15 protein-coding genes are annotated in these 14,982 nt (G+C 57.9%); 2 read left to right on the top strand and 13 right to left on the bottom strand.

The genetic code is table 11. The features are described 5' to 3' along the window. Positions 1–138 precede the first annotated feature (138 nt). The 7 genes from hpf to D9V82_RS07790 all read right to left on the bottom strand — a co-directional run bounded on the left by hpf (position 139) and on the right by D9V82_RS07790 (position 7,003). Positions 139–783: a ribosome hibernation-promoting factor, HPF/YfiA family gene (gene hpf, locus D9V82_RS07820; RefSeq protein WP_121911848.1), complete on the bottom strand. Its 645-nt coding sequence runs from the start codon at positions 781–783 to the stop codon at positions 139–141. 136 nt (positions 784–919) lie between these two features. Next, complete coding sequence (locus tag D9V82_RS07815; protein ID WP_325168425.1) at positions 920–1,543, bottom strand: ComF family protein; 624 nt, start codon at positions 1,541–1,543, stop codon at positions 920–922. A 68-nt stretch (positions 1,544–1,611) separates the two neighbouring features. Then, the gene (gene lpqB, locus D9V82_RS07810; protein ID WP_121911846.1) at positions 1,612–3,354 is read right to left on the bottom strand and encodes an MtrAB system accessory lipoprotein LpqB; all 1,743 of its coding nucleotides are present in this window, start codon (positions 3,352–3,354) and stop codon (positions 1,612–1,614) included. Continuing rightward, positions 3,355–5,184 carry an MtrAB system histidine kinase MtrB gene (mtrB, locus tag D9V82_RS07805; protein WP_121911876.1) on the bottom strand — a complete coding sequence of 610 codons (1,830 nt, stop codon included), beginning with the start codon at positions 5,182–5,184 and terminating at the stop codon, positions 3,355–3,357. 90 nt (positions 5,185–5,274) lie between these two features. After that, on the bottom strand, positions 5,275–5,967 hold the full coding sequence (gene mtrA / locus D9V82_RS07800) for an MtrAB system response regulator MtrA (protein ID WP_121911845.1): 693 nt from the start codon (positions 5,965–5,967) through the stop codon (positions 5,275–5,277). Between the two features lie 3 nt (positions 5,968–5,970). Next, positions 5,971–6,585: a dTMP kinase gene (locus D9V82_RS07795; protein ID WP_121911844.1), complete on the bottom strand. Its 615-nt coding sequence runs from the start codon at positions 6,583–6,585 to the stop codon at positions 5,971–5,973. A 64-nt stretch (positions 6,586–6,649) separates the two neighbouring features. Next, positions 6,650–7,003, bottom strand: coding sequence for a DUF4259 domain-containing protein (locus D9V82_RS07790; RefSeq protein WP_121911843.1), 354 nt, complete (start codon positions 7,001–7,003; stop codon positions 6,650–6,652). Positions 7,004–7,215: 212 nt separating this feature from the next. On the opposite strand from D9V82_RS07790, the gene D9V82_RS07785 reads away from it, so the two are divergent. Beyond that, positions 7,216–7,959, top strand: coding sequence for a hypothetical protein (locus D9V82_RS07785; protein WP_234457438.1), 744 nt, complete (start codon positions 7,216–7,218; stop codon positions 7,957–7,959). Positions 7,960–8,165: 206 nt separating this feature from the next. Here the strand turns inward: D9V82_RS07785 and manA are convergent, their stop codons facing one another. Together manA and D9V82_RS07775 are read right to left on the bottom strand one after the other, a co-directional pair. Further along, positions 8,166–9,419, bottom strand: coding sequence for a mannose-6-phosphate isomerase, class I (manA, locus tag D9V82_RS07780; protein WP_121911842.1), 1,254 nt, complete (start codon positions 9,417–9,419; stop codon positions 8,166–8,168). Next, positions 9,420–10,475, bottom strand: coding sequence for an exopolyphosphatase (locus tag D9V82_RS07775; protein WP_121911841.1), 1,056 nt, complete (start codon positions 10,473–10,475; stop codon positions 9,420–9,422). 41 nt (positions 10,476–10,516) lie between these two features. Between D9V82_RS07775 and cobA the strand changes: the two genes are divergently transcribed. Continuing rightward, complete coding sequence (gene cobA, locus D9V82_RS07770) at positions 10,517–11,269, top strand: uroporphyrinogen-III C-methyltransferase (RefSeq protein WP_121911840.1); 753 nt, start codon at positions 10,517–10,519, stop codon at positions 11,267–11,269. On the opposite strand, the gene D9V82_RS07765 is transcribed toward cobA, so the two are convergent. From D9V82_RS07765 to D9V82_RS07750, 4 genes are read right to left on the bottom strand one after another with little or no spacing between them, the layout of a single operon-like run. Then, the gene (locus tag D9V82_RS07765) at positions 11,266–12,285 is read right to left on the bottom strand and encodes a sulfite exporter TauE/SafE family protein (RefSeq protein ID WP_121911839.1); all 1,020 of its coding nucleotides are present in this window, start codon (positions 12,283–12,285) and stop codon (positions 11,266–11,268) included. The two genes, cobA and D9V82_RS07765, sit on opposite strands and share 4 nt — an antisense overlap. Beyond that, positions 12,279–13,004 (bottom strand): sirohydrochlorin chelatase, encoded by a 726-nt coding sequence (locus D9V82_RS07760; protein WP_121911838.1) that lies wholly within the window; start codon positions 13,002–13,004, stop codon positions 12,279–12,281. The genes D9V82_RS07765 and D9V82_RS07760 overlap by 7 nt, the downstream gene beginning before the upstream one ends. Positions 13,005–13,013: 9 nt before the next feature. Then, positions 13,014–13,265, bottom strand: a complete 252-nt coding sequence (locus D9V82_RS07755; RefSeq protein ID WP_121911837.1) for a hypothetical protein — start codon at positions 13,263–13,265, stop codon at positions 13,014–13,016. Further along, complete coding sequence (locus D9V82_RS07750) at positions 13,262–14,938, bottom strand: nitrite/sulfite reductase (RefSeq protein ID WP_167449756.1); 1,677 nt, start codon at positions 14,936–14,938, stop codon at positions 13,262–13,264. The genes D9V82_RS07755 and D9V82_RS07750 overlap by 4 nt, the downstream gene beginning before the upstream one ends. Positions 14,939–14,982: the final 44 nt, after the last annotated feature.

Genomic DNA, 14,982 nt, shown 5'->3' with positions numbered 1-14,982 from the left:
AGTAATTTCACACAAAGAGCAATCAGAAAATGGATATCTCACAGCATGACGAATCCCCCTTCCCGGTCTCATCGAGCGGTGGCGCGACCGGCAGGAAGGGGGAGCAAAAGATTTAGCGCTCTAGGTAAACACGGGATTTTAGCCTTCGGAGCCCTCAGACAAGGAGATAATGCCGTAATCGAACGCGTGGCGACGGTAAACCACAGACGGCTTGTTGTTTTCCTCGTTGACGAAGAGGAAGAAATCGTGGCCGACCAATTCCATTTCACTCAAGGCATCATCCACGCTCATTGGGGTAGCCGGGTGTTCTTTGGTGCGCACGATCTGGCCGGGGCGAACATCCTCGACGGTCTCCGCATATGGATCGACCAAGCGCTCTTCCTTAGCACGCTGCGCTTCTGCTTCCGCTACCATCTCGGCGGCGATTTCGCCGGTACCCTTGTGCGCACGGTGGCCGCCCTTGACATATTCGCGGCGCACCTTCACCTTACGCAAGGAGCGTTCCATTTTACCCATCGCGGTTTCCAGCGCTGCATAGAAGGAGTCTTCCTTGGCCTCTGCACGGGCAATGTGGCCCTTGCCGGTCGCGGTAATCTGGATGCGATCAGACTCTGCTTCGCGGCGTGGGTTGGGTTCGTGCTGCAATTCCACGTGGAAGAAAGTCAATGTGGGATCTAGGCGTTCAATCTTCGCCAGCTTCTCATTGACGCGCTCCTGAAAGTGTTCCGGTACATCAACGTTACGGCCCGAAATTGTTACCTGAGCTTTATTTGGCTGGGACATTGAGATGCCTCCCTTTGGTTGTGGGGACTAGAAACAATCACAGTAACTATTCCTCTGTGATAGCTTTAATAATACCAGTGGTTATGACCTCATGGCAGTAGGGGGTAATGCCGTACACCCCACCATCTGATGTACCTCAAGCCTCTGCGAAAGCCAACGCTCCGTAAACTGTGGCGCCTGCGGCACGCAGTGACGCGATGCTGGCCGCTAGGGTGGCGCCGGTGGTTATAACGTCATCGACTAGCAGCGCCGGTGCACCGCTCACCGGGGCGCTAACCCTCACTCGCCCCTGCAGGTTTGCCCATCTATCCTGCGCATTCAGCTCAGATTGGTCCACGGTATCCGCGCCCATGGAAAGCACCGCGCATACCCGCAGGCTCTGCTGGTGTCGCGCCGCACCCTCACACACGGCTGTAACGGGATCGCCGCCGCGCATGCGCGCTGAGCGACGCCGAGTAGGTGCCGGCACCAGACATAGTTCGCGGGGAATCTCCCCGCGAGCAAACAAGTGGGCGACGCCCGCAGCCACCACCGCACCGATATAGTCGCGCACCTGCCTATTGCCCTGTTCCTTCATGCTAATGACGATGTTGCGGCGAATATCGGAGTAGGGCCCAAGGGCAAATACCGGCGCGCCCAACGGTCGCGGGCGATTTACCGGATAGGGAGGCTGGCGCAGGTGCTCCCGACACTGCGAGCACAGTACTTGGCCGGGCACGCGGCACCCGGCGCACGCACGCGGAAAAATTAGCTCTCGCACACCCACTGCGCACCACACCTCATCCCCCGGCTGGCCTTTCGCGGCGCCGCGCTTAGCGCAGCCGCCTTCTAATCGGACACGATAGGTGAAGAACGCCGTCCTTGCAGCCCCGGCACCTCGCGCCAGTTGACTTCATCTCCTACGGTGGCAGGAAGTTCCAGCATGGCATGGGAATCCGTAATATAAAGCTTCGATGGCGAGGTAGCCACCGCCACTACTGGGGCGCTAATATTACCCGTCGGCATGGTAGACGCCGAGGAACCATCCTGCTCGATGCGCCAAACCGGAGACTGCCCAGAAGACGTGCCGACTATAAGCGAGCCATCGTTATTCCAATCCAGTGATAGTGCCGATCCGGATACCTCAGAACCTACCTCGCGGGCATTGACAATGCGCTTATCACCACTGCTGGATTGGGCCACCGCAGCAATATAGACGTGGCCATCGATGATCATCGCCACGCGTGCGCCACTACGGGATAGGCGGATAACGGAAATCTCGCCATCGATATCTTCGATGCTGCGGGCATCAACCTCGGATTCCGAAAGCCGTCCGGTGGTCTTGGAATACACGACGCGCACGATGCGGTCACCATCGACCACAGTCCAAACGGTCTGCCCATTGTATTCAAAGGTGGGCCGCGCCAGCGTCGTACCTTCAACCGAATCCTGGAGGGCGGACCCGATTTCGCCCATTTGCAGCTTGAAGTCACCGCTAGGCTTTCGACTGACCGCTGCAATCATGCCAGACTCGGTAAGCTGCACCGATTGCACGTTACCGCTCGAGCCCAAATCCCCTTTAATCGGCTCGGCCACCCCGCTATCTACCTCCAGCACATTGCCCTCATTCAAGGCATACAGCGTAGACAGGGAATTGCTATTGACCTTGGGATTATAATAAGCAAAATCGTCTACGCTGACAGTGTCGACTCCCTCTACCAAATTACTGCCATCGGCCTTGATCTTGAATGGGCCCATATGTCCAGCATCCGAGAGTGTCCAGACCAATTGCGCAGCAAAACGGGCCCGATCATTTTCATCCAGATGCGATAAGCCCTCGAATTGGTAGCCGTTTTGATTGTCGTAGCCGGCAAAGGTGACCTTCTCATCCCCCGCCCGGTGAGTGGCAGGGGCGATACTGCTGGATGGGCCTTCCATCAGCAGGGTAACCAGCGTGGACTCGGACTCCTCGGTGTCTTTATATAGCCACCGCCGGTCAGGAACAAGCACGTCATCGGTTTGCTTATAAAAGTAGAGGGATTGTGGGGTGTAATGATTGCGCAGCTCATTACGCTCAATAACCAACCCGGCTGGCAGCCCATCAATGAGCCACTTATTATCCACCACTTTCATGTAAACGGTAGCTTCGTAGGCCTCATTTTCCGACACATAAGCCCCACCTGATTTTAGCCGTCCGATGATGGTGCCCCGCACTGTAAATGAGCGCGCCTCCGTCGCTGTATTTTGCTTCTTATGGGGCGCGGTAACTATATCCAGACTATCAACCACCATGATATCCCCCGAGGCATCCCAGGCCCCGCGGATGGTATCCGTGAGGAACCCGCGGGCCGCGTCATGCTCATTGGTTGGAATAGCCGCCGCGCGGTAAAAATCGCGCAGGGTAAGGTCCGGGTCCGCCCCAACTTCGGGGGCAATGACTTCTTCCGGGCCATCGGCCTGTTTATGGTAGGTACCGACAACCTGAGGGCTGGTATCGTGCGGCAAAGTTGAACAGCCGCTAACACAAAGTAGCCCCGCCACCGCGCCCACTGCGGTGCATCGCCGCCACCCGTTCGGTACGATAAATTTCATTTATTTATCTCCCTTAAGATCCGGTGCTTTATAGGAGCGGCTCTCCGGTGACCCTGCCCCGCGATTGCGCTCACGTTGAGAGGGCCATAGGATTCCATCGGCCTCGGCTACACCGGCGGAGTTGGCGTCAATACCCATTCCGCGGCCTATCACCGAGCTATTATTAGGCAATGCCCCACCTGCAGCACCCTTGCCTTCATCTTCTACTGCTCCAGCTCCCACTGGCCGCGTTTTCGCGGTACCAGTATCCGCAAAACCACCGCCAGCCGCAGCGGCAGCGGCGCCGCTTACGCCGCTGGAGTCAGCGGAAGAAGGCGCATCAGCAAGCGCATCACGCGCAGAGTCCGAACCTGTGCTCGGGGCACCTGGTATTTCTCGGGATATAGGCTCTTCACCAATCTCGGTATTCGCCTCGCGTGGGATGATCAGTCGGAAGCGGGACCCGAAGCCAAAGACGCCAAAGGCATCGAGCGTGCCGCCGTGCAGTACCGCGTCCTCGCGAGCAATGGCAAGGCCCAGACCAGTGCCGCCAGAGTGGCGCTTGCGGGAAGAGTCCGCACGCCAAAAACGGTTGAATACCAGCTCTTCTTGGCCGGGTTTGAGGCCCACACCGTGATCCGTAACCGCAACGCCAACGGCCTTATCCGTCGCAGCGACATCAATCTGCACGGATTTGCCCTCCGAGTGATCGATGGCATTGGCCAAAAGATTGCGTAAAATTCGCTCGATGCGGCGCGAATCAGCCTCAATGGTTATCCGCTCATCCGGCATATTACGAACGACCTCCACGCCGAGCTTCTGGGCTAGGTGCTCGACCTGGCGGTATGCAGCATCCACACAGGAAGACAGGTCGATGGTCGTGGTGGACAAGTCCGCCACGCCGGCATCGTAGCGGGAAATCTCCAGCAAATCCGCGAGCAGATCCTCGAAGCGGTCCAACTCCCTGGACATAAGTTTGGAAGCACGCTGCGCGCCCGCGGGCAGACTATCAGACTCGGATTCAATGAGGTCGGCGGCCATGCGCACGGTGGTAATGGGTGTGCGTAGCTCATGTGAGACATCGGAAGTAAATTGCCGCTGCAAATCGCCATATTCCTCCAGCTGCGCAATCTGCGAGGATAACTTATCCGCCATATTATTAAAGGAGGCGGCAAGGCGACCCATCTCATCGTCCCTGTCCACGGCCATGCGCTCCTTGAGGTGGCCGGCAGCCAGGCGCTGGGCAATGCGGGACGTGGATTTGATCGGGGTAATGACCTGCTGGGTAGCCAACCAGGCAATGCCTACCAGAAGAACCACAACCACCACGCCGGCAGCAGAGAGCAGACCGCGCATAAGCGCCATCGTGGACTCTTCCGATTCCATGGAAAGAGCCAGGTAAACCTGCAAGTTCGGGAGCTCTACACCGGTGGGGGTTCCCACCATAAGTGCGTTATAGTATGTCCCATTGCCGCGCGGTACCGGGTAATACTGCTTCGCAATCTGGTCCTGGCCCACCATCTGCCGTAATTGTTCCGGCACTGGGAATTCCTCCGGCGAGGTGGTGATGGATCCATCCTGGTTTTCCACTACGATGACAGGTTCATAAACCGCCTGCGCGTCGCCTTGTTGCGCAGAAAGCTGATCCAAGGAGGCGCGCGCGGAATTAATACGCGCCTGCACCGAGTTAGCCGAGCTAGTGGCATCAATGTGCTGTTCCACCGCGCGACGGGCGCGGTCGAGTTCTTGCAGCGCGACGTCTTCTTTTTGGGATACCAACCGCTGAGTCAGCACGGAGACCAAGGCATACGCCAAGATGATCATGACCACCGAGGAAGCGACCACAATCATGCCAATAACGCGCGCCTGCAATGAGGTGCGCAGTGTATCTACTGTGGCGTCACGAATGCGCCGCACTCGGTCTAGAATTCTGATGTTTCTTTACCCCCCGGAACCGGTCTTGCCGGTCTTATACCCTACGCCACGCACCGTCAGCACGATCTGCGGTTCTTCCGGGTCATGCTCGATCTTGGCGCGCAGGCGCTGCACGTGTACGTTGACCAAACGAGTATCGGAGGCATTACGATAGCCCCAAACGGATTCCAGCAGCGCTTCACGAGTATGTACCTGCCCTGGGTGGCGCGCCATTTCCAACAAAAGATCGAATTCCAGCGGAGTTAGGTTTAATTCGGTGCCATCGGTACGGCGTACGGTGTGTTCCGTGACGTCTATGACCAGGTCAGCAACGGCAAGGGTTTCCGGCGCGGCGGATTCGGTCCGGCGCAGACGCGCCCGAATGCGAGCGATGAGCTCTTTTGGTTTGAAAGGCTTGGTGATGTAATCATCCGCACCAGATTCCAGGCCCAAAACCACATCAACGGTATCGGTCTTGGCGGTAAGCATGACAATGGGCACCGCGGATTCGCGCCGGATGGTGCGACAGATATCCACCCCATTCATCCCCGGCAGCATGAGGTCCAAAAGGATGAGGTCTGGTTGGTGCTCACGGAAGGCAAGAACGGCATCATTACCGTCCATGACTGGCACAGGATTTAATCCCTCCGATTCAAGGACAATCGTCAGCATTTCCGAGATCGCTGGATCATCATCCACGACCAAAATCGTTGGCGCCACGTTTTAATCTCCTACAAGGTCATGTATCGCTGTCGTAATAGTATCCGCATCGGCGGTAGCGATCCAGCACCCACCCCAGCCAGACTCGACTAGGCGCCGGTAGGCGGCGGCGGTACGCTCTTGCAATCCCCCATCGCGTTCATAATGGTCGCGCTCGCGGGTGGAATCGGCTGCAGCACGGGACTGCGCTCTTGCCGATGCCACCTCAACCGACATATCCACATACACCTGCAGGTCCGCCTGCGGCAATCCCAAAGTGCCAAATTCGAGGTCGTGTACCCACTGGAAGAGGCTATCGTCGCGTAACCGGGCCGCGGAATAGGCGGCGTTGGAGGCGACGTAGCGGTCTAGGATCACTACCTCGCGGCTTTCCTTCGCCGCGAGCAATTCCTCCTTTACAGCAAAGCGGTCAAGGGCAAACAGCGTGGCCATAGCGTAAGCCGAATCCGTGAGATCGCCCATCTCTCCGTAAAGCGCCGCACGCGCAAGCTGCGCGTGGATAGATGCCTCATAGCGCGGAAAAGATACGACTTTTACCGGCATATCGACGGCGTTGCGCACTGCGGTCGCAAGCGTATTTTTTCCGGCGCCGTCAATTCCTTCAATGCTTATGAGCATGGTGAGTTTCGCAGAATCCTTTCTGCCCCCAGGCGGTGCCTATGGCACCGGCGAAGGGGATTTTTTAAGAAAGTGCCTCGATGAATGGTTCCACGTCGTAGTCTTCCTCGACGGCGTCCAGGATCTCGAGGGCGTTGTCGGTCAGGGTATCGTCAACGGTTCCCACCAAGTCTCTAATGTAGGGGTAGTCCTCGACTGTCTCTCTAGCACTGAATGGTGCGCCTGCCCAGATAGCGGCGATCGTGGCCGCAGCATGGGCGTTGAGTTGCTCCTCTTCGGTTAAATCATCCTTGCTGCGTGCCATCTCGCAGGCATCCTGCACCGCGCGGATTACCCCTTCTTCATCGAGGTTTGCCAATTCATCTAGAAAATCCACGTTGACATCGGTACTAAAGATCTCTTCGTCCCAACTGCTCATCTCTCACTCCTTTTACGTGTTAGCGCCATTTATACACGCTTTTCCCTTACACAAAAATAGGGTATTAAAAAGATTGCATCAAAAGTGCAGAATCCTATCTCCGCATTGTTAACATTTCACGAAAATTGCAGTATGTCGCAGAGATTTCAATACATGATAGTCTTATTATCAACTTGTTACCCACCCTGTGCAACCTAGGAAAGGAGAGCACGATGGAACCAGATTCACGTCGCGTGTATGTATTCATCGTGCTCGGCCTTATCGCCGCCGTCGTCGTGGGATTGGGCGTATGGCGTATGAGTACCCCGAGCGCTCGTTACTCCAACGCTGCGAATAACCTCCCCACCTCTACCGCGGCACCAGAACATACTTCCACCGAAAAATCGACGACATCAACGTCGCATAAAAAGCCTTCGAGGGAGAAACCCTCCCCCACGAAAGTCTTTTCTGACACCAGGGACGCAGACCACAAGCACCCGGAATCGACGGACCCCTACCTGGCGCCCAATGCCGTCACGCATCGCAGCGCAACCAACCGCCCTACCAAGGTGTACCGCCCCGGAAATGTGGCCGCACCAGACGCTTCCGCTAACAATGCCCCGTCCAACCAGGGTGAGCAGTCCCCACAAAATGGTAACGGCGCTAGCACCTTGCAGCCAGTCCCGGATCAACCAACACCGAGCTCACCGGCGCCCATCCCTGCCCCGGGCGAAGAGCGGCCTGGTCAGACAGATGGCGGCGGCGAGCCCGCTCAACCGCAAGAGCCCTCTGAATCCGGCAACCAGGCCCCGCCATCGACTCAGTCTCCGCAAAAGCCACCTACTGAGCCGAGCGCGCAGCGCACCCCGGAGCCTCCTCATGCCACAACAGAGGTACGCGGTGCAGAAGCGGTCACGCCTTACAGCACACCGCAGGTTAAAAATAAATCCCACGCCGAGCCAGAAGCAACAGAATAGTTAGCCCCTACGCAATAACCTGGCAACCAAAAAGCCAGCGCATCTCCCGGAAGCAGGAGGCTCTGCAGGCGCTTCTTCTACCGTAGGCCTACTCTGCAAAGCAGCTAGTGCAATGGATGGAGAGAATTCGCCCGGCCAGAATTTGGCCGGCACCTGAAATTGTCCCCCCTACTGGGATATTCCAACAAGGCGACGCAGTGAAAAGGTCAAACGCGGGCGATAAACAATTGCGCTGTACGAGCCTCAGGATGTGTGTGATGTGCAGCGTGAGCTTGGGCGGTAGTCTTACCATCGGACGCCGGCAACCACGCGGCCTGGCCCGGGGATAGGATCAATTCCTCTCCCGCGGCATTGCGCAATTTCAGCGATCCAGCGGTACACAGGACGATAGTAGGACCATCATAATCGAGGTCAACGGAAGAATTCGGCCCGAGCTCCGCGCGGTCGAGCAAGAATTCATCGATGGGCACCGGATAGGACCAGGCTTCGGCGTCGTGGACATTATCCTGGTTCTGATTATCCTTTTGCTGTACCCGCGGCTCATTGGCGGCCGCGTACGTCAAGACCTTTACCAGCTCTGGTACATCCACGAATTTCGGGGTCAATCCACCGCGCAAGACATTATCGGAATTGGCCATGATTTCTACTCCAAGCCCGGAGACATAAGCATGGAGCTGGCCGGCATCGAGATAGACGGCTTCGCCGGGAGCAAGCTCGATGTGGTTAAGCAAGAGAGCACCGAGCACGCCGATATCACCGGGATAGCGATCATTAAGGTCTACCACCGTCGCCATGACCCGTGCTTTCCAATCCGTCGGATCGGCGGCAATCAGACGCTCACCGGCGGTAATAATGGCTCTAATAAGCTCCTTGCGCTTGGCCGACGGGATGGTAATCCACGTGGTAAAAAGCACCCGGAGGTTGGCAGCCTCGGAGGATTCCGCGGGGTCATCCTCAAGCATAGCGAGGTAGCGATCGAGCTCCGGGCACTGCAGGGCGGCAAAGAGCTCGCGGGTGTGCGCCAAGGGGCGAAACCCTGCCATGGCATAGAAATCCGATAGCGCCACGATAAGTTCTGGCTTGTGGTTATCGTCCTTGTAGTTGCGGTTCGCGGCCTGCAGCGCGATGCCCGCCTCATTTTCGCGGGCAAAACCCTCTTCGGCCTGCTCCTTGGAGGGATGGGCCTGCAAAGATAGCGGATCCTCGGCAGCGAGTATCTTCAGCAGGAACGGCAGGTTTTCACCGTATTTTTTATAGACTCGCGTACCCAACTGGCTCTCAGGATCCGCCGCAATAACGTCGTTGAGAAGCTGGCCACTCACCATCGAGGGACCGCCCGGGTGGGCACCGAACCAGAGTTCAGCCACCGGCTTTTCTGCGGTTTCCTCACCCCGTAGCTCAGGGATGAGGGTGCGCGATCCCCACGAATAATTGCGGGTTGCACCTTCCAGTAATTGCATTTATTTCTTTCCTTTAGAAACTTCGTAGGCGGTCGCGGCAAAACTCCGCGTAATTAGCTGCAGTGAGCGGGCAAGAAGCCCAAGACCCGGTTCCGAATCATAACTGCGGACTGTAAAAGAGTTAGGCAGGTTCGCCTCTTCCTGCCCCCAGAAAATCACTTTCAAGGGTATCAGAGGTGCATCCGCGCCAGCACCGTCGATGAAGGGGTCGTAGAAGAGGTCATCGACAGGCGCGGGCGCCATGCTTGATTCGGCATCCCGGTCGAGTGCGCCGCGCAGATCAGCGGGCTCAACAAAGGTGCCGGGTAAACCGTGCACAGCCCAGATGGTCGCGGCCATACGGGCAACCAAGGTATCGATGTGAGCGCGATCACGGCGCTCAGCATACGCATAGGGATCAAAAACACAGGAATGAATAATCCGCGCGCCCTCAGAGTATTCGCGCAGCTGCCGGCCCGGATTGATGGAATCATCCCGTTCTGGGGAAAGCTGCTCGATCTCACGATCCACTGCGGCAGCAATGTCCTCTAACTCCTCGCGCACCGCGTGCGGGGAGGTATGCACGATGCTGCACAGCGCATACAAGGCCATGATAAAACGCGCCGGTGAGCAGCCCTCTACGGTGGGCAGCGTCGGGGCAATCACGGTGTCTTCCGGGCAATCCTCTACCAAGGGACCGTTTGTCGGGCCGACCAGAATGGTGGTCGCGCCGCGCTGGCTCGCCGCGATAAGCGCACGGGACGCCCACTCGCACTCTGCGGGCTCGCCCACCACCACGACGATATCAAGCGCCCCCACGTATTGCGGCAGCGATTCCGTCACCACCAGCGGGATGCGCAGCGGTTCTGCCAAACCTACACCGAGGTGCGCTGCCTCGCGGGCGATGGCATCAGTAGGCAGGATAACCAAGGAGCGGGGATTTAATCCGTTGAGGGTTTCACCCCAGCGCTCCAACTGCCCAGCGAGCAAACGAATCTGCGCGCCTTCGTGGGCGATATCAAAAAATCGCACCATTTCAGTGTCATAGGCGGAACCATCCGTGAAACCGTTATCCATATCGTTCAAGCATAGTCTGGCGCCCACTAAGATGGTGCGACATGACGTCCGCACAGATTCACCCCGTATCCCTTATCGGTGGCGGCCCTGGCGCGTGGGACCTAATCACGGTTCGCGGCATGCGCGCCTTACAAGAGGCCGAGGTCATCCTCACCGATCATCTGGGCCCGACCCCACAACTGGATAAGCTCTGCGATATTTCCGCCAAGGAGTTTATCGATGTCTCCAAGCTGCCCTACAAGAAGTCAATTACGCAAGATAAGATCAACGAGTTACTCATCGAGCACGCTCGTTCCGGGCGAAAGGTAGCGCGACTCAAAGGAGGCGATCCTTTCGTTTTCGGCCGCGGCTTTGAAGAGGTTCAAGCGCTCGCACAAGCGTCTATTCCCACCACCGTCATTCCGGGAGTGACCTCCGCCATCTCCGTGCCCGCCGGCGTTGGCATCCCAGTTACCCAGCGCGGAATGGTGCACGGCTTTACCGTGGTATCGGGCCACCTGCCTCCTGGGCACGAGAAGTCACTCCTGGATTGGAACACCTTGGCCCAATCCGGCGCGACCTTGTCCATTATCATGGGCGTAAAAAACGCCCGGTCGATCGCCCAGGCATTGCAAGACGGTGGGCTTGCTGGGTCAACAGCGTGCGCGATCATTCAGGAAGGCACGTTGGATACACAGCGGGAATTTCGCTGTGAGCTAGCACAACTTGCGCAGACGATGGAGGACAATAATGTCTCCTCGCCCGCCGTTTATGTCATTGGCGAGGTTGCCCGTCTCGGCCTAGGTGAGGCTTAGGCATTATCCGCTCGCGGTGTGGATTCTTCCACGACGTTCACGTCCTGGGAGGAACCAGCTGCGCTGTGTGCACAGGCTGCGGTATGAAATTCCGCATGCGCTTTGATCTCGGCGTTTTCGGCTTCCAACTCCCTCGCCCGGGCTGCCCGGGTAGCCCTGGCGCCGTGGATGGTGGCGGAAATCCCTACAATGAGGATCAGGACTATGAACAGCGTGGAGACGAATCCCGGCACCGTCAGCCCGAAGTAGGTTTCTATTCCTCCTAAGACCTTGCCGATATTCAGTGTCACGATGGCCGTACCTACCAGGCCCCCGAGGACGACCGGCTCGATCCGGGAGATCACCCATGCTGCAATTGGCGCAGCAATACAACCGCCAATAAGAAGGGCCACCACAGCGGAGAGGTTGGTGACGATATCCTCCCACAATCCCACGACAAACCCGAGGGTGGCACCGAGTGTGACCAGAAATTCAGCGGTGTTTACCGTGCCGACAATGCGGCGGGGCTGCTCGCGGCCAATCGCCATGAGCGTCGAGGTAGACACCGGCCCCCAGCCGCCGCCACCGGTGGAGTCAACGAAACCGCCAACGGAACCCAGGCCAATCAAAAATGGGGTGGAGTGGCTTCGTTTTCGTCCAAACTTCGCCCGGTAAGGACGAGAAAAACGCCAAATAAGGTTCCCGCCGATGGCGACCAAGATGAGCGCAGTAATGGGTACTGCGGTATCGGTGGAAATATTGGCTAACACCGTGGCACCGATAAACGCAGCAATGGCCCCGGGCACGCCCAACCGGAAGACGGTTTTCCAATCCACATTGCCAAACCGGGCGTGGCTAAGACCAGACATTGCGGTGGTTCCCAGCTCAGCGGTGTGGACTACGGCGGAGGCTTGGGCGGGCCCAAGACCCGCGAGGAGAAGGATAGTGGTTGAAGTGACACCAAAGCCCATGCCGATGCCGCCATCGACAAGCTGGGCGGCAGCACCGGCCACGGCGATTAAAATCAGGGTCAACATAAGACACCGACCTCCTGGGCGATGTGGTAGCGAGCAGCAACGATGCCAGCAAGGTCGGTACCAAGAACGGGATCGACGGTGACATTGCTGGGGGTAGAAGACAGTGGTTTAAGGAGCAATCCTGCGGTAACAAAAAGCGGGATGACCCGCATTCGTGCAGTGCTCCTCGCCAATGCATGAATGTCACTGCTGCCACCACGGGTAGCGAAGGCGGCCGTGGCGGGTGTACCGGTGAGTCGGGATACTCGAGCCGCGAGCCGGCGAACAGAGTCATTCGCCGCAGCCTGAGAGGAACCGACGGCATAGATAACGTGGTGAGTATCTCTGGGGTGGGCGCGTGCCGCCAGCACCGCCGCTAATTCTGCTTCTGCAGCTTCCCTCCTGTCCGCGTCTCGTACGGCACCCCCGCCGCCTAGGCACTCGCCCTGCACCAAACGCAGCCCTGCGGCTTCTTCGGCCGCTGCGATGACACGGGGAACGTCAACGCGCTGGTGGTATCCCTGCGTAAATAGCAGTGGAATAACCACGGCTGTGTCTTCCCCGCAGCGGGCTAGATCGCCCGCAGCGGCGGTGAGATCGGGTGTGTTGAACTCCAGGTGTGCCGCCCGATAGGCTGGGCGGCCTGGTATTGCGGCTGCCGCAGCTTGGGTAAGCCGGTCAATGCCGTCGGCGGCGCCGGGGTGACGCGAACCGTGAGACAAGGTGATAAGTGCGGTCATGGCGCATCCTTAATCAGCTGGGGCTGTGGAGTGCCCGCGACGGGCTAGGGAGCGTTGCAGAGCCTCGGTGGAAGAAACGGCCGGAGCCGGCACCACGGGGGCATCGTCTTGACCATGAAAGCGGACCGAAAATACTCGCAGACATTCCTGGCAGTTCCAGGCAAAATCATCTTCTTGGTCCGGGAAAAGATCGGTACCGGCACAGTAAGGGCAAAAGATGGGAAGATTGCGATTGGGATTGGGCTGACGGCGGAAATTCACTGCAGATCTTTCTCCTCCGCTCGCAGTACCCAGTGGCGGAACTGTTCGCCTTCTTCGCGTTGTTCTTTATATTCATTGACAAGGCGTATGACGTAATCCGGTACGTCATCGGCGACCACTTTGTGCCCGCGGAGCTTACGGCCCCAGTCGGGGGAAAGGCCGAGGGCACCGCCCAAGTGGACTTGGAATCCTTCAACGCGGTTGCCATCGGCATCAGTGACAATCTGGCCCTTGAGCCCAATATCGGCTACTTGCGAGCGCGCGCACGCATTAGGGCAGCCGTTTAGCGCGATGGAAATGGGCACATCCACATCCCCCAAGGTGTCTTCAAGGATGTCCACCAATTCGATAGCGCGGGCTTTCGTGGTCACGTGCGCCAATTTGCAAAATTCCAACCCGGTGCAGGAGATGACGCCACGGCGGAACTCGGTGGGCCGGGAATACAGTCCCGTCTCATCCAGCGCGCGCGAAAGATCCTGAATGTCATTTTCCGCGACGTCAAGGAAGAGCAGTTCCTTCATCGGGGTGGTACGGATGCGCGAAATGCCGAATTTTTCTGCCACATCGGCTATGGCAATGAGCTGTTCACCCGTTGCATGGCCCACGGTGGGCTTGACGCCGACGTAGAATTTGCCGTCCTTTTGCCGGTGCACGCCCAGGTGATCGCGGTTGCCCGGGTGCACCTCGAGCGGAATGCCATCGGCCAGCGGCTTATCCAGGTATTCCTCCTCAAGAACCTGGCGAAACTTTTCGATTCCCCACTTAGCCACCAAAAACTTCAGGCGCGCGCGGTTGCGGTTGCGCCGGAAGCCATAGTCGCGGAAGATACTGGCGACGCCTGCCCATACTTCCGGTACGCGCTCGAGTGGCACCCACGCGCCTAGGGATTGCGAGAGCATCGGGTTGGTAGACAGTCCCCCGCCCACAAAGCAGTCAAAGCCAGGCCCATATTCAGGGTGGTTGACTCCCACAAAGGCAAGGTCTTGAATTTCGTGCGTAACGTCTTGGCGCGCATTGCCGGAGATGGCGGTCTTGAACTTGCGGGGGAGGTTGTGAAACTCCTCGCGCGGCAAGTAATTATTCTTGATTTCCTCGATGGCTGGGGTAGCGTCAATAATTTCGTCCTCGGCTACCCCCGCAACCGGCGAGCCCAAGATGACGCGCGGCACATCACCGCAGCCCATCAAGGTGCTCAAGTTCACGGATTCGAGTTTGTCCCAAATGGTGGGCACGTCTTCAATCTGGATCCAGTGCAGCTGAATATTCTGGCGGTCAGTAAAGTCCGCGGTGGAGCGAGCATAATCGCGCGAGATTTCTCCGACCGCGCGCAGCTTGGCTGGATCGGCGCGACCGCCATCGAAGCGCACCCGCATCATAAAGTATTCGTCTTGTAGTTCCGCATTGGACAGCTTGGCGGTCATTTCCCCGCCAAGGTTCTGGTTGCGCTGCGTGTACAACCCTAACCATTTAAAGCGCGGCGCTAAATCCTCCGGTGGGATGGAGGAAAAACCTTGCTTTGAGTAGACGTCTATCACCCGCTGCTTGGCCGAGAGACCACCATCGTCCTGCTTGATGGCCTCATCATTATTCAACGGTTCTTTGCCGTCAATTTTCCACTGACCCTCCGGCTTATTAACACGGGGCTTGCGTTTGGTCGTCGTTGCTATAGCCATAATGTCGTGTAGACCTCCCTTTCGAAGCGTTGAAGCAAAACCTA

It is taken from the genome of Corynebacterium macginleyi, from assembly GCF_003688935.1.
Classification (GTDB): domain Bacteria; phylum Actinomycetota; class Actinomycetes; order Mycobacteriales; family Mycobacteriaceae; genus Corynebacterium; species Corynebacterium macginleyi.
This window is presented reverse-complemented; position numbering and strand designations above follow the sequence as displayed.